The organism is Bradyrhizobium huanghuaihaiense (assembly GCF_007830635.1).
GTDB classification, from domain to species: domain Bacteria; phylum Pseudomonadota; class Alphaproteobacteria; order Rhizobiales; family Xanthobacteraceae; genus Bradyrhizobium; species Bradyrhizobium huanghuaihaiense.
On record NZ_VLLA01000007.1, the window covers coordinates 41,666 to 62,549 of the forward strand.

A 20,884-nucleotide genomic window follows, 5' to 3' on the forward strand; every position below is an offset into this window, starting at 1 on the left:
GTGCTAGGAGAAATTACGGTCGCTAAATCTCTTAGTGACTAAGATATATGTCGAGTAAGATAAGAGGCCGACCTTGTCAAGGACGAAGGCGCGAACTGCGCTGTTGCAGGAGCTCGAGGCGGCGATGCGCAGGTCCTCCGCGCAGGGCGTGCTCTATGGCCAAACCGTTGCGAACGTTGCCGGAATTGCCAACTCCGACCTCGAATGCATGGACATCCTCTATCTCGAGGGCCGCGTCACCGCGGGCCGGCTCGCCGAGGTCACCGGCCTGACGACGGGCGCGATCACCGGCGTGATCGACCGGCTCGAGAAGGCTGGCCTCGTGCGCCGCGAGCGGGACGAGAAGGACCGCCGCAAGGTCTTCATCGCCGTCGTGCCGGAGGCAGCCATGAAGATCGGCCAGTTCTACGTGCCGATGCAGCAGGCGATGGAGAAGGTGTTCGGCGCCTATTCGGACGAGGAGCTGCGCCTGCTGCTGCGCTTCGCCAATGAGGGTTACAAGGGCGTGCTCGCGGCGACCGAAGCGCTGAAGAGTCTTCTCGACACGCCGCCGGAGAAGCGTCCCGATCTCAAGCTGAAGAAGCTTCGCTAGCCTTGTAGATTTGCGCGGCGGCGATCATGCCCCACATCGCGCCGAGCATCATCCAGAAGTGGCGCCAGTGGTCGGTGTCGATCACGAAGCTTTCGCCGACGGTGCCGACGAAGGCGGAGAAGATCGCGAGATAGGCGCGCTGCCAGGGCACGCGGACGAAGATGTGCCTGAAGCCCAAGATCACCGTTGTGAAGACCAGCGCGGGATAGCAGACGCCGGAGAGCCAGCCGCCGGACATGAAGGCGTTGAGGTAGGAGTTGTGGGTGTCCTCGGGGAAGTAGCGGTGGAATTGCAGCGGGCCGATGCCGAACGGCAGGTCGAGCGCCATCTCCGCACCCAGGATGTGACGGCCGAACCGGCCGAAGCGGCCTTCGTCATAGCTCTGATCGAAGCTCGCGCGCTGCTTGAACATCTCGGCGGTGGAATCGAATGACAGCAGCACCGCGATCAGCGCGAGGCCCAACACCGCGGCGACGATCGCCATGATGACGATGCGCGAGCGCTGCGCGTTGGTGCGGCTGGTCAGCACCATCAGCGCCAGCATGAAGGCGGAGGTCAGCACCAGCCCGCCCCAGGCGGCGCGCGAGAACGCGAGCAGGATCGCCAGCGACATGATGCCGAAGGCGATGACGTTGCGGAAGGCCTTAGCCAGCTTGTCGGAGACCACGCTCTGCAGCGCGAACAGCGCCGGCAGGATCAGGAAGGCGCCGAGCACGTTCGGGTCCTTGAACGTGCCGCGCGCGCGGCCGTAGAGCGTGAGGAGATCGTCGCCACCGGGAACGAGGTGAAAGTAGCCGGCGACCGCCAGGAGTGAGGCGATCATCGCGCCGACCACGAGGCCGCGGCGCAGCATGTCGAGCCGGGCGGCGGTGTCCTCGGACGTGACCATGGCGAAGAACACAACGGTCACCGCCATGTACCAGGACGTCGCGATCCAGCTCACCACCTCGGGCTGCTCGAACAGCGGGATCGCGCTGATGGTATAGCCGACATTGAGCAGGACCAGCATCAGCACCAGCGGCATCAGCACGAGCCGCAGGCGCAGGCCGGTGGCGAAGAAGGTGACGGTGGCGAGCAGCGTCGCGATCTCGTAGGGGCTGGGCTCGATGAAGACGATGGCGCCGGAGGCGCCGACCAGCCACACCAGCGCGCGCTGGAGCGCCAGCACGCCGGGCGCAGCCGGTGCGGCCAATTTCACTCCACCGGCTGTCGCCGCATATGCCATCACACGCTCATACGCTTACGCAACTGCTACGCCACAACTTCCGCCGTCATGCCCCGCCTAGTGCGCAATTGCGCACGGGGGGCGGGGCCTCCAGTACTCCGAGCCGTTCGTGGCAGTTCCCACTGCCGGTGATTACTGGATCGCCCGGTCGGGCCGGGCGATGACAGTTGGGGCTCGGGCACGACAAAACTCAATACGCGTTCTCGTTCTTGGTCAGCAGCGAGATCGGCGTCTTCAGGAGAATGACGAGGTCGAACAGCACCGACCAGTTCTCGATGTAATAGAGGTCGAACTCGACGCGCTTCTGGATCTTCTCTTCATTGTCGATCTCGCCGCGCCAGCCGTTGATCTGGGCCCAGCCGGAGATGCCGGGCTTGACGCGGTGGCGGGCGAAATAGCCGTCGACGGCTTCGTCGAACAGGCGGCTCTGGAGCTTACCCTGCACCGCATGCGGGCGCGGGCCGACCAGAGAGAGATTGCCGGAGAACACCACGTTGAAGAGCTGCGGCAGCTCGTCCAGGCTGGTCTTGCGGATGAAGCGGCCGACGCGGGTGACGCGCGGATCGTTCTTGGTAACCACCTTCGACGCCGTCGGGTCGGCCTGGTGGTGGTACATCGAGCGGAACTTGTAGACGTCGATGCGCTCGTTGTTGAAGCCGAACCGCTTCTGGCGGAACAGCACCGGACCCGGGCTGTCGAGCTTCACGGCCAGCGCGACCAGTCCCATGATCGGCAGCGCCGCGAGCAGTGCGATGCCGCCGACGACACGGTCGAACAGCCATTTCATCACCAGGTCCCAGTCGGTGATCGGCGCCTCGAACACGTCGAGCGTCGGCACCTCGCCGAGATAGGAATAGGAGCGGGGACGGAAACGCAGCTTGTTGGTGTGCGCGGAGAGGCGGATGTCGACCGGTAGCACCCAGAGCTTCTTCAGCATCTCCAGGATGCGCGTCTCCGCGGAGATCGGCAGCGCGAACAGCACGAGATCCACGCGGGTGCGGCGGGCAAACTCGACGATGTCGTCGACCTTGCCGAGCTTGCGCGCGCCGGCGCAGGTGTCGAGCGCGCGGCTGTCATTGCGGTCGTCGAACACGCCGAGCACGTGGATGTCGGAATCGTCCTGCGCCTTCAGCGCCTCGACGAGCTGCTCGCCGTTGCGATCGGAGCCGACGATGATGGTGCGGCGGTCGAGCCGGCCCTCGCGCGCCCAGGCGCGCACCAGCGAGCGCAGCACCAGACGCTCCGCGATCAGCGCGGCGAGCCCGAGGAAGTAGAAGGCGGCGAGCCACAGCCGCGACATCTCGCTGCCGAACTTGGCAAAGAAGGAGACGCCGATGAACAGCAGGAAGACGAACGACCAGGACGAGATCATCCGCGTCATCTGCCGGAGCTGTCCGCGGAACAGCTGCACCTGGTAGATGTCGGCAGCCTGGAAGCAGACCACGGCCGCGACCGCGACGGCCACGATCTCCGCAGGATAGACCCAGCTGAAGCCGCCGGCGAGCGGCATGACATAGCCGACATAGACCGCGATGCCGACGAGGCTCAGCAGCGCGAAGTCAATGAGGCGGACGAAGCCGGTGATCACGATCGGCGAATAGGCGCGGGCGACCTTCTGGTTGACGACCTCGAGCGCGGCGGGCGAGAGCCGGCGGCGGCGCTCCACAAAGGGCTGATCAGCGGGCCTCGCCGCGGCGCTGGCCGCGGCATCGAGCATCGAGCGTGCGTTGAGCGGTTCCACGGGCGTCCACGTCCATTCCAAGCACCCTTAGGTCGCGACTTTGCGGCCCCGGGCAAGCATCCCCTGGCACTCGATTACCGAACAAATCGGAAGATTTTCTAAAGCGGCCTTAAGGATGGTTAATGATTGGCAAATGCGTCGCGGTAGCCCGCGAGCACGCCGTCGACCATGGCCTGCTGGGAGAAATGCGCGGAGATCCGCTCGCGCAAGGTCGTCGCGCGTTGCGCGGTCGCTTGCGGATCGTCCAGCGCCGCAGCGATCGCCTCGGCCATGGCCTCGGGATTGCTGGGCGCGAACAAAGCGGGGCTGTCGGTGCCGAAGATTTCGGGGATGCCGCCGATCTTCGAGGCGATCATGGGAATGCCGGCCGCTCCTGCCTCGATCACCACATAGGGCATGGAATCGCCGCGCGAGGGAACGACCAGCAGCCGGCCCTTGGAGAAGCCGTAGCGCGCCTTGACGTGGCCGATGAAGCGGATGGTGCTCGCGAGGCCGAGCTTCTCGACCTGCGCCTTCAGCGCCGCCGTCTCCTCACCGTCGCCGCCGAGGGTGAGCGTGACGTTCTTGCCGCCTTCGCGCAGCCGTGCCACGGCATCAACCAGCAGGTCTGCGCCCTTGATGTGCCTGAACTCGCCGACATAGCAGAGATCGGTCGCATCCTCGGCGGTGATGACAGGTTCGAATTCCTCCGGCGTCACGCCATTGAAGACGCAATGCACCACGCCCTTGGGCGTTCCGACGATGCGCTGATAGGTGTCGCGGGCAAAGGCGCTCTCGAACAGGAACAGGTCGGTCGCGCCCATCAACGAGCGTTCGAGCCGCGCGTAGAACTCGCCCTTCAAGGTGTTGAGCGGATAGTGCAGCGAGCCGCCATGCGGGGTGTAGATGCGGATGGTGTCGTCGGTGCGCCGCCGCATGCGGATGAAGGCGCCGGCCTTGGCGCCGTGGCCGTGCATGACGTCGGGCTTGAGCTTCGCGATGAGGCGCCGCATCCGCATCCACACCATGAAATCATCGGGCGACGGCTCGCGGCGGATCGCCATGCGATACACGCCGAGCTTCAGCCGCGGCGCCAGTTCGGCGAGCGCCTTGTCGGCACGTTCGCCGCCGGTGAGGCTGTCGGCGAGGATACCGACATGATGGCCCCGGTCGACCTGGCCATTGGCGACGTCGAGGATATGGCGAAAGATGCCGCCGACCGGAGCGCGCACGGCGTGCAGGATTCGAAGCGGCTGGTCGGGTGAGGGGGGCATGATCAAAACCAGCGCTCGACGGCGAGTACCGAACAATTCCAGGAAATATCGAGACGGATTAAGAGCCTTCGTGGTTAACAAACGATGACGGATATTCGGGCACAAGGCGCGGGATGCTGCGATTAACCCAGCGGCAACCTTAATGGAGTGTAATCGCTGCGGTTGAGGTAGCTTGGTGGCGTTGCCCCTGCGGGAGTGTTCGATGCGTTTAGCGTTCTGGCGTGCCGGCAAGGACAAGGCGGTGGTCGAGCGGGCTGTTTCGAAGTCCAAAGCCGAAGCCGCGCTCAAGGCCGAAGCTACCAAGACTGAATCCATCAAGTCTGAACCTGCCAAGGTTGAAGCAAAGCCTGCGCCCGTTGTCGCGAAGCAGGCAGCAAGCGAATCCGGTGATATCGATCTTCATGCGCTCGGTGGCGCGCTCGCCCGCAAGCGCGGCTGGATCATCGTGCCCACGGTGCTGGCGCTCGTCGCGTCCATCGCCGTCGTCAACCTCGTGACGCCGCGCTACAAGTCGGAATCCCGCATCCTGATCGACGGCCGCGAGAACGTGTTCCTGCGCCCGAACAGCGACCGCACCGAGGAGCGGCAGGCGCTCGACGCCGAGGCCGTCACCAGCCAGGTGCAGCTCGTGCTGTCGCGCGATCTCGCGCGCGAGATCATCAAGAAGAACAAGCTGGCCGAACGCCCCGAATTCGATCCGGTGCTGCAAGGCATTTCGCCGCTGAAATCGCTGGCGGCCCTGGTCGGCATCGGCCGCGATCCGTTCTCGATGACGCCGGAAGAGCGCGTGCTGGATGCCTATTACGAGCGGCTCCAGGCTTACGCCGTCGACAAGTCGCGCGTCATCGTGGTCGAATTCCAGTCCGCCGATCCGGAGCTTGCCGCGCGCGTCGCCAACTCGATCGCCGAAGGTTATCTCGTGCTGCAGCAGAGTGCGCGCCAGGACCAGGCCAAGAACGCAAGCCAGTGGCTGGCCGGCGAGATCGACAATTTGCGCAAGAAGGTCTCCGATGCCGAGGCCAAGGCCGAGGACTTCCGGTCCAAGTCGAGCCTGTTCGTCGGCACCAACAACACCACGCTGTCGAACCAGCAGATGGGCGAGGTCAACACCCAGCTCAACAATGCGCGCTCGATGAAGGCAGATGCGGAATCCAAGGCGCGGCTGATCAAGGAGATGCTCCAGAGCGGCAAGCCGATCGAGGCATCCGAAGTGGTGAACTCCGAGCTGATGCGGCGATTGTCGGAGCAGCGGGTGACGTTGCGGGCGCAGCTCGCCGAACAATCGTCCACGCTGCTCGGCAACCACCCGCGCATCAAGGAGCTGAAGGCGCAGCTCGGCGACCTCGACAACCAGATCCGGGATGAGGCGGCGAAGATCTCCCGCTCGCTCGAAAACGATGCGCGCATTGCCAGCAGCCGGGTCGACGGCCTGACCGCGAGCCTCGAGCAGCTCAAGAAGCAGGCGACCTCGACCAACGGGCAGGACGTGCAACTGCGCGCGCTCGAGCGCGAAGCCAAGGCGCAGCGCGACCTGCTGGAAACCTATCTCGCCAAGTACCGCGAGGCCAACACCCGCGAGACCATCGACACCGCGCCGACCGATGGCCGCATCATCTCCCGCGCCATCGTCTCCAATACGCCGGCCTATCCGAAGAAGCTGCCGATCGTGCTGATCGCGACGATCGCGACGCTGCTGCTCTCGTCGGGCGTCGTCGTCACCGGCGAACTGCTACGCCAGACCGCGCCGCGCGCGGTGGCTGTCTTCACCCCGGCGCCGGCGGCGCCGCAAACGCAGGCGGCGGTTCGCCAGGAGCCATTGGTCCAGCCGGCGGTCCAGCCGGTGGTCGAGCCCTTCGTCGAGCCGGTCATCGAAGAGCCGGCGCCGCTTCAGCCGGAGATGACGGCCGGTGCCGTTGTCGCCGAATTCGCCGAGATCGAGCATCTGGCGGCCAGCCTGCGTGCCGCGGGCGCGGCGGCGAAGAAGGTCACGGTGCTCGGCACCGCCTCGGGCGAAGCCGTCACGCTATCGGCGCTGACGCTGGCCCGGCATCTGGCGCGCGACGCGCGCGTCGTCGTGGTCGATCTCGCTGCGTCCTCGCCGACCATCGCCGCCGTGTCGGTCGACGCCTCCGCGCCCGGCCTTGCCGAGCTGATGCAGGGCGAAGCCTCGTTCGCAGAGGTCATCACCCGCGACAAGCTCTCGCGGCTGCATCTGGTCCTGGCCGGACGTCCCGGCTTCGACCGCAGCCTGCTGCAATCGCCGCGCGTGGGCCTTGCGATCGACGCGCTGCTCCGTGCCTACGATCATGTGCTGCTTGATGCCGGCGGTGCTTCCGACCTTCCGGCCGACCTGCTGACGGCGCATGCCCGCGCCGTCGTGGTTCCGGATGCGTCGATGACGGCGGATGCGCGCACGCTGATGTGCGAGCAGCTGAAGGCCGTTGGCTTCAGCGAGGTGACGATGCTGAGCAAGCCCGTGCAGGCGTCGGATGCGGCAGAGACGCTGCGCGTGGTGGCGGCGTAGGCCCTCTCTCCTTGCGCGAGACGGGTGAAGGCTATCTCTCCGCGAGTCCGGAATCGTAGGGTGGGCAAAGGCGCACTTGCGCCGTGCCCACCACCTTTCGACGATCGCGGCAGATGGTGGGCACGCTTCGCTTTGCCCACCCTACGATACTGCGAAGTCTATCCGAACGCCTGCCGCAAGCGTCGGGCCAAATCGAACAGCATCTGGTTCTGCTTCACCAGCCGCTTGCCGTGGCTGAGCGATGACATCGCCATCGCCGCGAGCTTGCCGCGCGAGGTCAGCGGCACGAAGCTGTCGAAGATGTCTTCGTCGTCCTTGCAGAACATCCGCTTGTACTCGTCCGAGCCGATGCCGAGGTCGAGCGAGCGGTAGCCGCGCTCGCCGCAGCGGTCGATGATGTAGCGCATCAGGATCAGGCCCGGGCTGTAGCGGGCGTGCTCCGACATCGTGTAGGTGTTGAACATCATCGAGAAGCGCTGGCCGTCGGCGACGCCGGCGAAGATCGCGATCACTTCCTCGTCGCATTCGAGCGCGTGGATGTCGATGACGCGGCCTTCACCGCGCGGCGCGAGGCACGCGCTGCGGACGAACTCTTCGACGCCCGGCTCGGCGAAGACGTTCGGCAGCTTCTGCTCGGCCATCCGCGCCGGCTTGACGCGAAAGAACCAGTCGAGCAGGCGGGTGACGTCCGCGTCCGTCGTGGCGAGGTGATAGCGGTAGCCGGCGAGCGTCTGGAGCTTCTTCTCCTTGCTCTTCAGGCGGCGGCGGAAGGAATTGCTGATCCGCGATGCGGGCGGGCCGCCCGGCTCCATCGTCAGCAGCGGACAGCCGTTGATCGCGCTCTGTCGCGGCAGGGCTGCAAACGGGTTCTGCTGATCGTTCCAGCGCAGCGGCTGCTGCGTCAGCGAGAGCACGTCGACATGCGCGCCGAGCGGCGCAAGCAGCGCGTCGAGATCGGCGGCGGCGGCCTGTGCCGCGAATTCGCCGTTCCACAGGCCCATGTTGAAGGTCGTGTGCTTGCCGCCCATGAAGCAGGCCGTGCGCACGCCGTGGCCCTGGCGCAGCGAGAGCGGCAGCAGCAGAAGCGGCCGGCGATCGGCGTCGCGGGCGATGACGATGAAGGGACGGGTGCCTTCGTGAGCGCCGACCTGCCGCTGCCAGGGGCCGAGCAGGTCGAAGCGCTGGTAGGGCGTGAAGAGATGACCGGGCTCCTCGAAGGCACGCCAGACCGCCTCGGCCTCGCCGAGGTCTCCGACGATATCGACATGCGCGATACGGCTCGCTTTCGACCGCGCTGGCGCTTCTGCCGTCCGGCTTTGCATCGCCGCAGCCATGGTCATTCGCGAAACCTGTCGAGAAAAACGAAAAAATGCGTAGTTCGGCCTGTGGCCGACCTTTGCAAACAAATGTCAACAAAGAGTAATGAGGATAGGTGAGGGAACGGGCCGCCGGCGAGCGCGAAGGTGGGATATTGGCATCCGACGACAGATGGCTGGAACGGCTGCGCCTCGAGCTGACCTGGCTCACCGGCCAGGCTCTGCTACGCAGTCGCGGGGCCGGCGCCATCCTGCGCCTCGCCCATGTGCGGCCGCGGCGCCGCGGCGGATTTCAGCCGCTGCGCGAGCATGAGATCACGCCGCAATTCCTCGACCGCGCCATCCGGGCGCTGAAGCGGTGGGGTTACGATTTTCTCGGCATGGACGAGGTCTGCCGGCGCGCGGTGACGCTGCCGGAGAAGCGGCGCTTCGTGGCGCTGACCTTCGACGGCGCGCCCAAGGATCTCATCACCTTCGCCTATCCGGTCCTGGAACGCCACGCCGTGCCTTTCACGATCTATGTGCCCACCGCGTTTCCCGACGGCGTCGGCGAAGCCTGGTGGCTCGGGCTGGAGCAGGTGATCGCGCGCGAGAGCCGCATCAGCTTGATGATGGGCGACAGGGAGCAGCGCTTCACCGTCACAGGCAACGCCGAGAAGCAGGCGCTGTTCTCGTATCTGGAGAGCTGGCTGCGCTCGCTGCCCCCGCCAGATCTGTCGGCTGCGATCGCCGATCTCTGCACGCGCTACCGGATTGACCTCGCCGCGCTCTCGCGCGAAGCGTCGATGGATTGGGAGGATCTGGCGAAGCTGGCTGCCGACCCGCGGGTCACGATCGGCAGCGCGACCGTGAACTATCCCGTTCTCGCCAACATGAAGGATGCGGCCGCGCTGCGCGAGATGACGATGGGCAAGGTCGTGGCGGAATCCGCGTTCGATCGCGACATCCGGCATCTGGCGTTTCCGTTCGGCGACCGCGCTTCGTTCCGGCGCAACCACGTTGTGATGGCGGAGGAGGCGGGCTTTGCCAGCGCGGTCTCGACGATCCCGGGCATCGTGGAGGCGGAGGGGCGCACCAATCTGCGGGCGCTGCCGCGGATTTCATGGGACGGACGGGTGCGCTCGCTGCGCATGCTGCGCGTGCTGGTATCAGGTGTCGCCTTTGCGCCGGTGAGACCGACCGGCAGCACTACGGGCCAGACTTGACGCGATCGGGCCGCTGCATCCAGCTCACGATCGGCATCGCCGGCAGCACCCAGCCCATGCCGACCACGACGTAATAGATCGCCTGCCGCCAGCCGGACTCGGCGATCCACGGCATCTGCGCCGCCGCCATGCCGAGCAGGGCCCAGACGGTGGCCAGCACCAGGAGCAGGATGGCGCCGAGGAACTTGCGGGTGCGGATCGTCATGGCGACTTTTTGCGGCTTTCGCGTAACTTGCGCTGCGGGAGCGGGGGACTATAAGGGGCACGCAGTCCGGTTCAAGTCTCTTAGGCACAGGCTTGGTTTTGTCCTTGAAATGACGATGATTTCCACCCCGTCCGAGCCGCACCGCGCCGTGCGCTGGTGGCTGATCTCCGTGGCCGCGCTGATCGCGCTGATGGTGCTGGTCGGCGGGGCGACGCGGCTGACGGAATCCGGCCTGTCGATCGTCGAATGGAAACCGGTCACGGGCAGCGTTCCGCCGCTCTCGGAGACGCAGTGGACCGAGGCGTTCGAGGCCTACAAGAAGATCCCGCAATATCGCGAGCTCAATTCAGGCATGAGCCTGTCCGAGTTCAAGGAGATCTTCTGGTGGGAGTGGAGCCACCGCTTGCTCGGCCGCTTCATCGGCGTCGCCTATCTGCTGCCGTTCCTGTTCTTCCTGTGGCGCGGCGGCCTGTCGGGTGAGCTCAAGCGGCGGCTGTGGCTGCTGTTCGCGCTCGGCGGTCTGCAGGGCGCGGTCGGCTGGTGGATGGTGGCCTCGGGCCTGACGGAGCGTGTGGAAGTGTCGCAATATCGGCTGGCGACGCATCTGCTGCTGGCGCTGCTGATCTTCGCCGGCATCGTCTGGACGGTGCGGCGGCTCAAGGAGCGGCCGCAGATCGCCGCGCCGGCGCGGCTGCGCGTCACCAGCGCGCTGCTGCTCGTGGTGACCTTCGTGCAGATCTATTTCGGTGCGCTGGTCGCGGGCCTGCGCGCCGGCCGCGCCTACAACACCTGGCCGCAAATTGACGGCGCGTTCATTCCCTCGGCCGAGCGGCTGTGGTTCGAGACGCCGTGGTGGCGCAACATGTTCGACAATGTGCTGACCGTGCAGTTCGAGCATCGCATGACGGCCTACGCGCTGTTCCTGCTGGCGGCGCTGCATGCGTTCGATGCGGTGCGCTCGCGCGCGGGTGCAGCGGCCGGCGGCGCGCTGTGGCTGTTCGCGGCGATCAGCCTTCAGGCGGTGCTCGGGATCCTCACGCTGCTCAATCAGGTGCCGATCGATCTCGCACTTTCGCACCAGGCGGTCGCGATCGTGGTGCTGACGCTGGCGGTGATGCAGGTGGAGCGGCTGGCCTCGCGACAACCTGCGCAAGCGCAGCCGCGCGCGGTTCCTGTCAGCCAGCCCGGTTGATCACCATCAGCCCGGTTGATCAGCAATAGCCGTAGACGCCGCAGGCGTAGGGCAGGCGCCAGAAATAATCGACCTGCTTCCCGCCGTAGTACGGGCCCTGATAATCGTAGCTCCAGGGCCGGCCATAATAGCCCGGCAAGGTGTTGGAGCCGGGCAGGAGTGGCGTGCCCGGCAGGTTGCGGATGTAGCTGCCGATGCCGTAGGCCGGCGAGATCAGCGCATCCGGATCGGTCTCGACATAGACCTGTGGCGGGTCCTGCGGCGGCACGGCAGCGCGCCGCTTCGCCGTCGCCGGCAGATCGGCGGCGAGCGCGCTTGAAACCGTCAGCATCGCCGCAAGGGCAGGCACCATCCAGCGCAGCATCGTCGGCTCCGAATCAAGGGGGCGATCCAAGGACGATGTATGCGGCAGATATGGTTAATGACTGTTAACCGGCGGCGGCCAAAACAGCCACCGTCATTCCGGGGCGGTCCGGTAGGACCGAACCCGGAATCTAGAGATGAGCAAAGTAACGTCGAGGTTCCGGGTTCGCGCTTTGCGCGCCCCGGAACGACTGGAAACTACGCCCCCAGCGCCTGCTCGAGGTCCGCGATCAGATCTTCCTTGTCCTCGATGCCGATCGAGAGCCGCACCACGTCGGGGCCGGCGCCGGACTTCACCTTGGCGGCGTCGTCGAGCTGGCTGTGGGTGGTCGAGGCCGGGTGGATCACCAGCGAGCGGGTGTCGCCGACATTGGCGAGGTGCGAGAACAACTGCAGCTTCGACACCAAATTGACGCCGGCGTCATAGCCGCCCTTCAGGCTGAAGGTGAACACCGCGCCCGCGCCCTTCGGCGCGTATTTGCGCGCGAGCTGGTTGTACTTGTCGCTCGGCAGGCCCGCATAGCTCACCGAGGCCACCGCCGGATGGCCGGCGAGGAATTCGGCGACCGCCTTGGCGTTTTCGCAGTGCTTCTGCATGCGCAGCGGCAGCGTCTCGATGCCGGTCAGGATCATGAAGGCGTTGAACGGCGACAGCGCCGGTCCGAGATCACGCAGGCCGAGCACGCGGCAGGCGATCGCGAAGGCGAAATTGCCGAAGGTCTCCTGGAGACGGATGCCGTGATATTCCGGCCGCGGCTCGGAGAGCATCGGGTATTTGCCGCCCGTGGACCAATCGAAAGTGCCGGCATCGACGATGATGCCGCCGAGCGAATTGCCGTGGCCGCCCAAGAATTTCGTCAGCGAGTGCACGACGATGTCGGCGCCGTGGTCGATCGGGCGAATGAGGTAGGGCGAGGCCAGCGTGTTGTCTACGATCAGCGGTACGCCCGCCTTGCGCGCGACCGTCGAGATCGCCTCGATGTCGGTGATGCTGCCGGCAGGGTTGGCGATGGACTCGATGAAGATCGCCTTGGTGCGCGGTGTCACCGCGCGCTCGAAGCTCGAGATGTCATCGGGATCGGCCCACACCACGTTCCAGCCAAAGCTCTTGAACGCGTGCGTGAACTGGTTGATCGAGCCGCCATAGAGTTTTCGCGCCGCGATGAACTCGTCGCCGGGCTGCAGCAATTGCTGCAGGATCACGACCTGCGCGGCGTGGCCCGAAGCAACGGCCAGCGCAGCCGTACCGCCTTCAAGCGCAGCAACGCGCTCTTCCAGCACGGCATTGGTCGGGTTGCCGATGCGGGTATAGATGTTGCCGAACGCCTGCAGGCCGAACAGCGAGGCGGCGTGATCGGCGTCATTGAAGACAAATGATGTCGTTTGATAAATCGGAGTCGCGCGCGCACCGGTGGTCGGATCGGGCTGTGCACCGGCATGCACGGCGAGGGTTGAAAATCCCGGAGGGCGATCGCTCATTGAGGCGTCCTGTTCTCTTGGTCTGAAATCGCGCGGCATGCTGATGGGCGGGGCGTCCGCCGTCAAGGCGCCGCTTCACATCAGGATCATTTGGGAATGATCGTGCTACGCATTGTCGCGTTCGCGAAACGAAATCTTCGCAATTGCGTCAGCTTTGCTCGGTCTTGTTTTTCGCAGCGCGATCCGATGCTGCGGTATCGCCGCCACCGACGCTCATCCGATTGAGGGATAGCCGCATGCCCTGCGTCGGTGCCGGCGCGCGCTTGGAGCTCAGCGTGCGCGAATTCACGCCCATCCAGGATATTTCGGACGACAGGCGGCCATATTCGATCTTGGGGCAGCGGTTCATGACCACCTTGATACCGACCGATTCCGCTTTCGCCGCCGCGGCATCGTCGCGCGCGCCAAGCTGCATCCAGATCACCTTCGGCAGCGGGTCGAGCGTAAGCGCCTCTTCCACGACGGGCATGATGTGGCTGGAGTTGCGAAAAATGTCGATCATGTCGACGGGGCGGCCGATGTCCGACAGCGAGGCGACGAACGGCTTTCCGAGCAGGTCCTTGCCGACATGGCCGGGATTGATCGGGATCATGTCGTAGCCGCGCTGCGCCAGATATTTGAACGCGAAATAGCTCGGCCGCACGTTGACCGGCGAGGCGCCGACCATCGCGATCGACTTCACGCTGTTGAGGATGCCGCGAATGTAATTGTCGGGATAGGCGTCGTGGTTCATCACTTATCTTTTCTTGTTGTCATTGCGAGCGCAGCAAAGCAATCCAGACTGCTACCTGCGGAAAGACTCTGGATTGCTTCGCTGCGCTCGCAATGACGGGGGTCACTCATCCCGCCATGTCGGCGTGCGCTTCTCGATGAAGGCGCCGATGCCTTCTTCGGCGTCGCGCGCCATCATGTTCTCGGTCATCACCTCTGCGGCATAGCGATAGGCGTCCGCAAGGCTCATCTCGGCCTGGCGGTAGAACGCTTCCTTGCCGAGCTTGACGGTGTAGGCGGATTTCAGCGCGACCTGTTGTGCCAGCTCGATCGCGGCCCCGAGTTCGGTGCCGGCAGGCACGACGCGATTGACGAGCCCGATCTCGCGGGCGCGGTCGGCCGTGACAGGCTCGCCCGTCAGCAGCATTTCCATCGCCTGCTTGCGCGGGACGTTGCGCGACAGCGCCACCATCGGCGTCGAGCAGAACAGGCCGATATCGACGCCGGGCGTCGCGAACTTCGCATCCTCCGATGCGATCGCAAGATCGCAGCTGGCGACGAGCTGGCAGCCGGCCGCGGTCGCAATGCCCTGGACGGCAGCGACCACGGGTTTGGGCAGATGCACGACCGCCTGCATCATCGCGCTGCAGGCATTCATCATCTCGGCGAAGAAGGCGCGGCCGCGGTCCGGGTCAGTGCGGCGCGCGGTCAGCTCCTTCATGTCGTGGCCGGCGGAGAAGGCGGGCCCGTTGGCGGCGATCACGACGCCGCGCACCGCCTTGTCGTCGCGGATAGAATTAAGCTCTGCATGCAGGCCGGCGATCATCGCCGCCGACAGGCTGTTGCGCGCGGTCGGACGGTTCAGCGTCAGCAGCGCGATGGATCCGACGGTCTCCCGCAGCAGGATCTGCGGTTGCGGGGAGGGGGCACGGGCGGCCTGAACGGACATTGACGCGACTTCCGTGGAATGATTGCAATTGGATGACACCGATAACTTAATGTACCAGGGCGACCGAAGCGAGGGTGGGGAACAGCATGGCGTTGGCGAAAATGAGCGTGGCGGAGGTCGAGCAGTTTCTCCGTGACGAGTTTCCCCAGGCCTTCAGTGGCGACGACATCACGATCGAGAGCGCGGACGGGCAGACCTGCCTCCTGCGCCAGCGCTACAGCGAAAGGATGCTGCGGCCGGGCGGAACCGTGTCAGGCCCGACCCTGATGGCGCTGGCCGATTTCGCGATGTACGTGGTGCTGCTGTCCGCGATCGGCCCGATCGGCCTCGCGGTCACCACCAATCTCAACATTAATTTCCTGCGCAAGGGCCAGCCCGGGCAGGACGTGCTCGCCGAGGCGCGGCTGCTCAAGCTCGGCAAGCGCCTGGCGGTCGGGGAGGTGAACCTCCTATCCGGCACCTCACCCGATCCGATCGCCCATGTCACCTCGACCTATTCCATTCCAAATGTTTGAGCTTTTTGCGGGTAATATAGCACCATATTTCTAAACTATTGATTTTGTGCGTGTAATTTCCACCTTGTGGCATTGACCGTTGCGCGCCACTTCTCTAGAAACCCGCCCAGTCCGGTGCGGTGTTCGCGCCGATATCTCCCGTCCACGGAAACTCCGATATGAAAACCTTTTCGGCAAAGCCGGCTGAGGTGACGAAGAAGTGGGTGCTGATCGACGCCAAGGGTCTGGTCGTCGGCCGTCTCGCCACCATCGTTGCCATGCGCCTGCGCGGCAAGCACCTCCCGACCTACACCCCCCACGTTGATTGCGGCGACAACGTCATCATCATCAACGCGCAGCATGCGGTCCTCACCGGTCGCAAGCGCGAGCAGAAGACCTACTACAAGCACACCGGCTATGTCGGCCACGTCAAGGAGCGCACGGCGCGCCAGATCCTCGAGGGCCGTCATCCCGAGCGCGTGCTCGAGAAGGCCGTCGAGCGCATGATCCCGCGTGGTCCGCTCGGTCGCGTGCAGATGGGCAACCTCCGTGTCTATGGCGGCGCCGATCATCCGCACGAGGCGCAGCAGCCCGAGAAGATCGATATCGCCAAGTTGAACCGCAAGAACACGAGGGCCGCATAACATGGCCGAATCCATCCAGTCGCTCGACCAGCTCTCGCAGCTCAAGACGGCGGCGGCGCCCGAGGCGCCCAAGCACGAGAAGAAGGTCGACAAGTTCAACCGCGCCTATGCCACCGGCAAGCGCAAGGACGCGGTCGCCCGCGTGTGGATCAAGCCGGGCGCCGGCAAGGTCACCGTCAACTCGCGCGAGGTCGAGGTCTATTTCGCCCGTCCCGTGCTGCGCATGATGATCGAGCAGCCGTTCTCGGTGGCCCAGCGTTCGGGCCAGTATGACGTGATCTGCACCGTCGCCGGCGGCGGTCTGTCCGGCCAGGCCGGCGCGGTCCGTCACGGCATCTCCAAGGCGCTCACCTATTTCGAGCCGGAGCTGCGCTCCGTGCTCAAGAAGGGCGGCTTCCTCACCCGCGACTCGCGCGTGGTCGAACGCAAGAAGTACGGCAAGGCCAAGGCCCGCCGGTCCTTCCAGTTCTCGAAGCGTTAATCGCTTCGGTCGCATTCGCCGCGAAAGCGGCTTCAATGAGATGCAAAAGGGCGCTGATTTTCAGCGCCCTTTTTATTGTTCGTTTGTATGCAAATTGACGACGAGTTTCCGGAAAACTTGCGGACGCGTGAAAACCTGAATGGAACCCGCGGGACATAGCGTCGCATTCGGAAGGGCGCGCAAATCGGATGTGCCGATCGCGTAACTGCTATGTTTTCAAGGGGGCCGACATGATGTCGCTCGATAGCATCACGCTCTATTTGGTTGCCACCATGGTTGCCGCACTGCTCGGCGCCATGATGGTGTTCTTTGGCAAGCAGGAGAACAGTCCTGCGCTGAAATGGTGGGGCACCGCCTATCTGCTCGGTGCCGCCTCCGTCGCACTGTGGACGGCGGCCGGCGAGAGGCTGGGGCCGCATCTCTATCTGGCGTTAAATGCCGTCGGCTTCGTGGCCTGCGGCATGGTGTGGAATGCGGCGCGCGTGTTCCACGGCCGCAAGCCGAACTGGCCCGGCCTCGTGCTCGGTGCGCTCGCCTGGGTCGCCGCCGTGACGCTGCTCGATCCGACTGCGTCCATGCTGCGCATGATCATCGGCGCCGGCATCGTCTCGGTGTACGCGGCGGTGACGGCGAGCGAGCTCTGGGTCGAGCGGCGCAAGAGCCTGCAACGGCGCTGGCCTGCCTTTGTCGTGCCGGTGATGCATGGTTGCGTGCTGATGCTGCCGATCCTGATCGGCAGCTTCCTGCGGCCGCACGATGCCGGCTTCTCCTCCAGCATCTGGGTCACCGTGTTCGCGGTCGAGCTCGTGCTCTACGCCGTCGGCACCGTCTTCGTGATCTTCATGCTGGTGTCGGAGCGCACCGTCACGGCGCACCGGACCGCGGCGTCGACCGACCCGCTGACCGGCATGCTCAACCGCCGCGGCTTCTCCGAAGCCTGCGGCCGCGTGATCGACCGCGAGGCCAAGGCCGGACGTCCCGTCACCGTGATGATCTTCGACATCGACCACTTCAAGTCGATCAACGACCGCTTCGGCCACCCCGCCGGCGACGAGATGCTGAGACTGTTCTCGACCGTCGTCGTCAGTAACTTACGCATCTCCGACCTCTCGGGCCGCATCGGCGGCGAGGAGTTCGCCGCGCTCCTGCCGTGTTCGCTGGAGGAGGGCGTGCTGGTGGCCGAGCGCGTGCGCGAGGCGTTCGAGACCTCTGGCGTCGTCGTCGATGAAGGCCCGGTCGACACCACCGTCAGCATCGGTGTCGCCGGCGGTCCGGCCGGCACCGAGCTCGAGGTGCTGCTGGCCTCGGCCGACACCGCGCTCTACCAGGCCAAGCGCGGCGGCCGTAACCGCGTCGAGGCGGCGGAGGAGCTGCCGCTGTCGCTGGAGAACTGGCGCCGCCAGAGCGCGGCGCGGGTCGGTGCGCCGCAGGCGCGTCCGGTCACGGCGTGAGCTCGAGGGCGGCCCTGCGGTAATCCGCTGTTTACCAATCGATCCCTACCATTGCGGTCATGGAATCGATCCGTCGACAGAACCCGCAGGCCGCCCTGATGTCGCTCGAAGCGCAAGCCGCTTCGGCACGCGGCGGCTTCGCCTGCCTGTTCTCGACCGCGGACGAATACGAGACGGCGCTGATCACCGAGCGCCGTGCGCAGGGCCGCTACACGCAGGGCCGCAGCTATTGGCCGCTCGCGCTGTTCGTCGGTTGTGCGCTGATCGTGGCGGGCACGGCCCTGCTGTTTGCCTGACAGGCCTGCATTTTTTGGCCGGGCAGGGCGCCGTTTCGGCGCCTTTTTCTTTGCCGCCGTCTGCGGTAGACACGGCCATCAACAAAAAGGGTGGAACCGATGATCACCGAGATCGCGCAAATCGACGTCAAGCCGGGCAGCGAGAAGGATTTCGAGGCCGCCGTCGCCAAGGCCAAGGCCGCATTCGGCCGCTCCAAGGGCTTTCACGGCTTCGAGCTGCACAAGTCGATCGAGAAGCCGCAGCGCTACCGGCTGATGGTGAAGTGGGCGACGCTGGAAAATCACACCGTCGATTTCCGCGGCTCCGAGAATTTCATCGAATGGCGCGGCCTCGTTGGCCAGTATTTTGCCGCGCCGCCGGAGGTCGAGCACACCGAGACCGTGCTGACGAGCTGAGCGAGGTTACGCCGCCTCAGCGAGGGGCGGCGCCTCATACGTCTTGAAATGGTCGATCATGACCTTGGCGATGGCGACCAGCGGGAGCGCCAGCGCGAGGCCCCAGATTCCGAACACGACGCCGAGCAGGATCTGGAACGCGAACAGCGTCGCCGGCGGGATGTCGAGCGCCTGCCGCTGCAGGAGCGGTGTCAACACGTAACTCTCCATGGCGTGGACGACCATGAAGAGCAGAAAGGCCGACAGCGCCGGGATCCAGCCCGAGGCGAGGCTCGCCAGCACCACGACGACGCCGGCGATGATGGCGCCGACGGTGGGGATGAAGGCAAGCAGGCCGGCCTGGATCCCCAGGATGAACGAGCCGGGAATGCCGATGATGGCGAGCCCGATCCAGGTCACGACGCCGACCGCGATCATCACCACGATCTGCGCGATCAGCCAGCGCTCCAGCGTTTCGCCGATGCGGTCGATGATGAGCGTGACGCGGGTGCGGTGCTTCGCAGGCGCGAGGAACAGCAGGCCGTCGTGATAGACGGCGGGCTGGGCGGCAAAGGCGAGCCCCAGAAACAGCACGATGAAGATGTTGCCGACGGCGCTGATCGCGCCGAACAGCAGCTTGAAGGTCTGGCTCACGATCGCCCCGCCGCTGGAGGCGAGTGCGCCTGCGCCCGGCAAGCCGCCGTGCGAGGCCTGGCTTGGGGCGGGCGCCGAGCCCTCGTCGCTGGAGGTGGCGGGCGCGGCATTGCCGAGATCGAACACGCTGGTGTCGATGCCGTGGTTCTCCAGGAAGGACCGGACATTGCCGATCTGCGATTTGATGGTCTTGCTGAGCAGGGAGGCCTGCTCGGCGATGGTGGCGCCGCCGAGATAGGCGACGCCTGCGAGCAGCACCGCAAGGACGAGGCAGACGATCGCGAGCCGCACTGTGTGTGGCAGGTGAACGCGCCGTCCGAGCGCATGGGTCAGCGCGTTGAGGCCGACACCGAGCAGCATTCCGGTGAAGATCAGGAGCAGGGTGGCCGCAAAATACCAGGTGAAGGCGAGCAGCGCGGTGAACAGCACGATGCCGATGCCGCCGACCGAGATCGCCCAGGCCTGATTCCAAGCCTGATCCCAAGCCTGATCGGTGCGGGTCCGGGGCCGTTCATCTCTGGAAATGGTCACATCGGGTCCTTTTCGGAACGCTGCAGGCGGCCACTCTTTCGCGAAATTCCGGTGGGGATCAAGCCAGGCCCGGTGCCGGCCCGGTGCCGATTTGACGCGTCCAACCTGAAAGCATCAACGTCCCCGGCGCCAAAAGGGGCCATATCCGCGCGCTGGTCCCGGCATTTGCGCGAAAATAGCATTGCCGTCCCGCGATCCCTTCTGTTGAATTTGTTCCATTCGAGGGGCATGTTTGGAGAATCTTCTTCGGCGAGGAGGTCGGAACGACAGATGAGAAAGCCGGTCGTCGGCGTGATCGGGAATGCCCATCGCGTCGAGAATCGATTTCAGGTCCAGATGGTCGGCGAGCGAAACCTGCGCGCCGTGGCCGAGGTGTCCGGCGGCTTGCCGGTGATGTTTGCGGGCTCGCCCGATATCACCGACATCGGGGCGCTGCTCGATACCGTCGACGGCATCATCCTCACCGGGGCGCGGGCCAACGTGCACCCGACCCGCTTCAACGTCGATCCCTGCGAGAAGCACGAGCCCTACGACATCCATCGCGACGAGGTGGCTCTGGCGCTGTCGGTGGCTTGCGTCGCGCGCGGCGTGCCGCTGTTCGGGATCTGCCGCGGCCTCCAGGAGATGAACGTCGCCTTCGGCGGCTCGCTGCACCCGGAGATCCGCGAGATCCCGGGCCGCATGAACCACCGCATGCCCCGGCTCGAGAACGGCGAGATCCATCCCGATCCGACCGTGGTGTTCGCCGACCGTCACGAGGTCGACCTGACGCCGGGAGGCGCCTTTGCCAAAATTCTCGGCTGCGAGAAGATCAGGGTCAATTCGCTGCACGGGCAGGGCATCCTGGATCCCGGCAAGCGTGTGCTGATCGAGGGCATCGCCGAGGACGGCACCATCGAGGCCATCCGCATCGCGGAAGCCCCGACCTTTGCGCTCGGCGTGCAATGGCATGCCGAATACGACCCGCAGCACAATCCCATCAACCGCAAGCTGTTCGAGGCTTTCGGCGCAGCGCTGGTGGCGCGGCAGAAGGCGGCGGCGTAGGCGGGCGGACTCAGGCGTGAGTAGGCGTTTCAGCTACGCCCTCGCCGCATCGTCATTGCGAGCGCAGCGAAGCAATCCAGAATCCCTCCGCAGAAAGAATCTGGATTGCTTCGCTGCGCTCGCAATGACGGGAAGGCGAGCGCCACTACTCAGATCTGC

General features: G+C 65.3%; 21 protein-coding genes. 11 read left to right on the forward strand and 10 right to left on the reverse strand.

Annotated features, from left to right (window positions below; genetic code table 11):
* Window positions 1-124: 124 nt before the first annotated feature.
* Window positions 125-592: a MarR family winged helix-turn-helix transcriptional regulator gene (locus IQ16_RS16395; protein WP_051122964.1), complete on the forward strand. Its 468-nt coding sequence runs from the start codon at window positions 125-127 to the stop codon at window positions 590-592.
* Here IQ16_RS16395 and IQ16_RS16400 read toward each other — a convergent pair.
* The 3 genes from IQ16_RS16400 to IQ16_RS16410 all read right to left on the reverse strand — a co-directional run bounded on the left by IQ16_RS16400 (window position 570) and on the right by IQ16_RS16410 (window position 4,811).
* Window positions 570-1,817 carry an O-antigen ligase family protein gene (locus IQ16_RS16400; RefSeq protein WP_018642452.1) on the reverse strand — a complete coding sequence of 416 codons (1,248 nt, stop codon included), beginning with the start codon at window positions 1,815-1,817 and terminating at the stop codon, window positions 570-572. The two genes, IQ16_RS16395 and IQ16_RS16400, sit on opposite strands and share 23 nt — an antisense overlap.
* A 190-nt stretch (window positions 1,818-2,007) precedes the next feature.
* Window positions 2,008-3,558, reverse strand: coding sequence for an undecaprenyl-phosphate glucose phosphotransferase (locus tag IQ16_RS16405; RefSeq protein WP_026311901.1), 1,551 nt, complete (start codon window positions 3,556-3,558; stop codon window positions 2,008-2,010).
* A gap of 119 nt (window positions 3,559-3,677) precedes the next feature.
* Window positions 3,678-4,811 (reverse strand): glycosyltransferase family 4 protein, encoded by a 1,134-nt coding sequence (locus tag IQ16_RS16410; protein WP_026311900.1) that lies wholly within the window; start codon window positions 4,809-4,811, stop codon window positions 3,678-3,680.
* A 202-nt stretch (window positions 4,812-5,013) separates the two neighbouring features.
* On the opposite strand from IQ16_RS16410, the gene IQ16_RS16415 reads away from it, so the two are divergent.
* Window positions 5,014-7,335 carry a GumC family protein gene (locus IQ16_RS16415; RefSeq protein WP_018642450.1) on the forward strand — a complete coding sequence of 774 codons (2,322 nt, stop codon included), beginning with the start codon at window positions 5,014-5,016 and terminating at the stop codon, window positions 7,333-7,335.
* Between the two features lie 158 nt (window positions 7,336-7,493).
* Here IQ16_RS16415 and IQ16_RS16420 read toward each other — a convergent pair whose 3' ends face one another.
* On the reverse strand, window positions 7,494-8,675 hold the full coding sequence (locus tag IQ16_RS16420) for a GNAT family N-acetyltransferase (RefSeq protein ID WP_018642449.1): 1,182 nt from the start codon (window positions 8,673-8,675) through the stop codon (window positions 7,494-7,496).
* A gap of 131 nt (window positions 8,676-8,806) precedes the next feature.
* Between IQ16_RS16420 and IQ16_RS16425 the strand changes: the two genes are divergently transcribed.
* Window positions 8,807-9,856 carry a polysaccharide deacetylase family protein gene (locus tag IQ16_RS16425; protein WP_018642448.1) on the forward strand — a complete coding sequence of 350 codons (1,050 nt, stop codon included), beginning with the start codon at window positions 8,807-8,809 and terminating at the stop codon, window positions 9,854-9,856.
* On the opposite strand, the gene IQ16_RS16430 is transcribed toward IQ16_RS16425, so the two are convergent.
* Window positions 9,840-10,061, reverse strand: coding sequence for a DUF2842 domain-containing protein (locus tag IQ16_RS16430; protein WP_018642447.1), 222 nt, complete (start codon window positions 10,059-10,061; stop codon window positions 9,840-9,842). The genes IQ16_RS16425 and IQ16_RS16430 overlap by 17 nt on opposite strands.
* Window positions 10,062-10,170: 109 nt before the next feature.
* Between IQ16_RS16430 and IQ16_RS16435 the strand changes: the two genes are divergently transcribed.
* Window positions 10,171-11,253, forward strand: a complete 1,083-nt coding sequence (locus tag IQ16_RS16435; RefSeq protein ID WP_018642446.1) for a COX15/CtaA family protein — start codon at window positions 10,171-10,173, stop codon at window positions 11,251-11,253.
* 19 nt (window positions 11,254-11,272) lie between these two features.
* Here the strand turns inward: IQ16_RS16435 and IQ16_RS16440 are convergent, their stop codons facing one another.
* From IQ16_RS16440 to IQ16_RS16455, 4 genes are all read right to left on the reverse strand, one after another.
* On the reverse strand, window positions 11,273-11,617 hold the full coding sequence (locus IQ16_RS16440; protein ID WP_018642445.1) for a hypothetical protein: 345 nt from the start codon (window positions 11,615-11,617) through the stop codon (window positions 11,273-11,275).
* Between the two features lie 197 nt (window positions 11,618-11,814).
* The gene (locus IQ16_RS16445) at window positions 11,815-13,095 is read right to left on the reverse strand and encodes an O-acetylhomoserine aminocarboxypropyltransferase (RefSeq protein ID WP_018642444.1); all 1,281 of its coding nucleotides are present in this window, start codon (window positions 13,093-13,095) and stop codon (window positions 11,815-11,817) included.
* Between the two features lie 148 nt (window positions 13,096-13,243).
* Complete coding sequence (locus tag IQ16_RS16450; protein ID WP_018642443.1) at window positions 13,244-13,828, reverse strand: CoA-binding protein; 585 nt, start codon at window positions 13,826-13,828, stop codon at window positions 13,244-13,246.
* Window positions 13,829-13,930: 102 nt separating this feature from the next.
* Window positions 13,931-14,755, reverse strand: a complete 825-nt coding sequence (locus IQ16_RS16455; protein WP_018642442.1) for an enoyl-CoA hydratase — start codon at window positions 14,753-14,755, stop codon at window positions 13,931-13,933.
* 86 nt (window positions 14,756-14,841) lie between these two features.
* On the opposite strand from IQ16_RS16455, the gene IQ16_RS16460 reads away from it, so the two are divergent.
* The 6 genes from IQ16_RS16460 to IQ16_RS16485 all read left to right on the forward strand — a co-directional run bounded on the left by IQ16_RS16460 (window position 14,842) and on the right by IQ16_RS16485 (window position 18,517).
* Window positions 14,842-15,270 carry a PaaI family thioesterase gene (locus IQ16_RS16460; RefSeq protein WP_018642441.1) on the forward strand — a complete coding sequence of 143 codons (429 nt, stop codon included), beginning with the start codon at window positions 14,842-14,844 and terminating at the stop codon, window positions 15,268-15,270.
* A gap of 158 nt (window positions 15,271-15,428) precedes the next feature.
* The gene (gene rplM / locus IQ16_RS16465; RefSeq protein WP_018642440.1) at window positions 15,429-15,893 is read left to right on the forward strand and encodes a 50S ribosomal protein L13; all 465 of its coding nucleotides are present in this window, start codon (window positions 15,429-15,431) and stop codon (window positions 15,891-15,893) included.
* A gap of 1 nt (window position 15,894) precedes the next feature.
* On the forward strand, window positions 15,895-16,374 hold the full coding sequence (gene rpsI / locus IQ16_RS16470) for a 30S ribosomal protein S9 (RefSeq protein WP_018642439.1): 480 nt from the start codon (window positions 15,895-15,897) through the stop codon (window positions 16,372-16,374).
* A gap of 230 nt (window positions 16,375-16,604) precedes the next feature.
* Entirely contained in the window at window positions 16,605-17,825 is a 1,221-nt protein-coding gene (locus IQ16_RS16475) for a GGDEF domain-containing protein (protein WP_018642438.1), read from the forward strand.
* 59 nt (window positions 17,826-17,884) lie between these two features.
* Window positions 17,885-18,121, forward strand: a complete 237-nt coding sequence (locus tag IQ16_RS16480; RefSeq protein ID WP_018642437.1) for a hypothetical protein — start codon at window positions 17,885-17,887, stop codon at window positions 18,119-18,121.
* Between the two features lie 99 nt (window positions 18,122-18,220).
* Window positions 18,221-18,517 (forward strand): antibiotic biosynthesis monooxygenase family protein, encoded by a 297-nt coding sequence (locus tag IQ16_RS16485; protein WP_018642436.1) that lies wholly within the window; start codon window positions 18,221-18,223, stop codon window positions 18,515-18,517.
* Between the two features lie 6 nt (window positions 18,518-18,523).
* On the opposite strand, the gene IQ16_RS16490 is transcribed toward IQ16_RS16485, so the two are convergent.
* A complete protein-coding gene (locus tag IQ16_RS16490) occupies window positions 18,524-19,681 on the reverse strand; it encodes an AI-2E family transporter (protein WP_018642435.1) in 1,158 nt (385 codons plus the stop codon).
* A 270-nt stretch (window positions 19,682-19,951) separates the two neighbouring features.
* Between IQ16_RS16490 and IQ16_RS16495 the strand changes: the two genes are divergently transcribed.
* Window positions 19,952-20,725 (forward strand): gamma-glutamyl-gamma-aminobutyrate hydrolase family protein, encoded by a 774-nt coding sequence (locus tag IQ16_RS16495; protein WP_020607842.1) that lies wholly within the window; start codon window positions 19,952-19,954, stop codon window positions 20,723-20,725.
* Window positions 20,726-20,884: the final 159 nt, after the last annotated feature.

Bases quoted from the DNA above. Each gene is read 5' to 3' on its own strand.
- IQ16_RS16395 (WP_051122964.1), top strand. From the start codon at position 125: ATGCGCAGGTCCTCCGCGCAGGGCGTGCTCTATGGCCAAACCGTTGCG.
- IQ16_RS16400 (WP_018642452.1), bottom strand. From the start codon at position 1,817: ATGGCATATGCGGCGACAGCCGGTGGAGTGAAATTGGCCGCACCGGCT.
- IQ16_RS16410 (WP_026311900.1), bottom strand. From the start codon at position 4,811: ATGCCCCCCTCACCCGACCAGCCGCTTCGAATCCTGCACGCCGTGCGC.
- IQ16_RS16415 (WP_018642450.1), top strand. From the start codon at position 5,014: ATGCGTTTAGCGTTCTGGCGTGCCGGCAAGGACAAGGCGGTGGTCGAG.
- IQ16_RS16420 (WP_018642449.1), bottom strand. From the start codon at position 8,675: ATGACCATGGCTGCGGCGATGCAAAGCCGGACGGCAGAAGCGCCAGCG.
- IQ16_RS16430 (WP_018642447.1), bottom strand. From the start codon at position 10,061: ATGACGATCCGCACCCGCAAGTTCCTCGGCGCCATCCTGCTCCTGGTG.
- IQ16_RS16435 (WP_018642446.1), top strand. From the start codon at position 10,171: ATGACGATGATTTCCACCCCGTCCGAGCCGCACCGCGCCGTGCGCTGG.
- IQ16_RS16440 (WP_018642445.1), bottom strand. From the start codon at position 11,617: ATGCTGCGCTGGATGGTGCCTGCCCTTGCGGCGATGCTGACGGTTTCA.
- IQ16_RS16445 (WP_018642444.1), bottom strand. From the start codon at position 13,095: ATGAGCGATCGCCCTCCGGGATTTTCAACCCTCGCCGTGCATGCCGGT.
- IQ16_RS16450 (WP_018642443.1), bottom strand. From the start codon at position 13,828: ATGAACCACGACGCCTATCCCGACAATTACATTCGCGGCATCCTCAAC.
- IQ16_RS16455 (WP_018642442.1), bottom strand. From the start codon at position 14,755: ATGTCCGTTCAGGCCGCCCGTGCCCCCTCCCCGCAACCGCAGATCCTG.
- IQ16_RS16460 (WP_018642441.1), top strand. From the start codon at position 14,842: ATGGCGTTGGCGAAAATGAGCGTGGCGGAGGTCGAGCAGTTTCTCCGT.
- rplM (WP_018642440.1), top strand. From the start codon at position 15,429: ATGAAAACCTTTTCGGCAAAGCCGGCTGAGGTGACGAAGAAGTGGGTG.
- rpsI (WP_018642439.1), top strand. From the start codon at position 15,895: ATGGCCGAATCCATCCAGTCGCTCGACCAGCTCTCGCAGCTCAAGACG.
- IQ16_RS16475 (WP_018642438.1), top strand. From the start codon at position 16,605: ATGATGTCGCTCGATAGCATCACGCTCTATTTGGTTGCCACCATGGTT.
- IQ16_RS16480 (WP_018642437.1), top strand. From the start codon at position 17,885: ATGGAATCGATCCGTCGACAGAACCCGCAGGCCGCCCTGATGTCGCTC.
- IQ16_RS16485 (WP_018642436.1), top strand. From the start codon at position 18,221: ATGATCACCGAGATCGCGCAAATCGACGTCAAGCCGGGCAGCGAGAAG.
- IQ16_RS16495 (WP_020607842.1), top strand. From the start codon at position 19,952: ATGAGAAAGCCGGTCGTCGGCGTGATCGGGAATGCCCATCGCGTCGAG.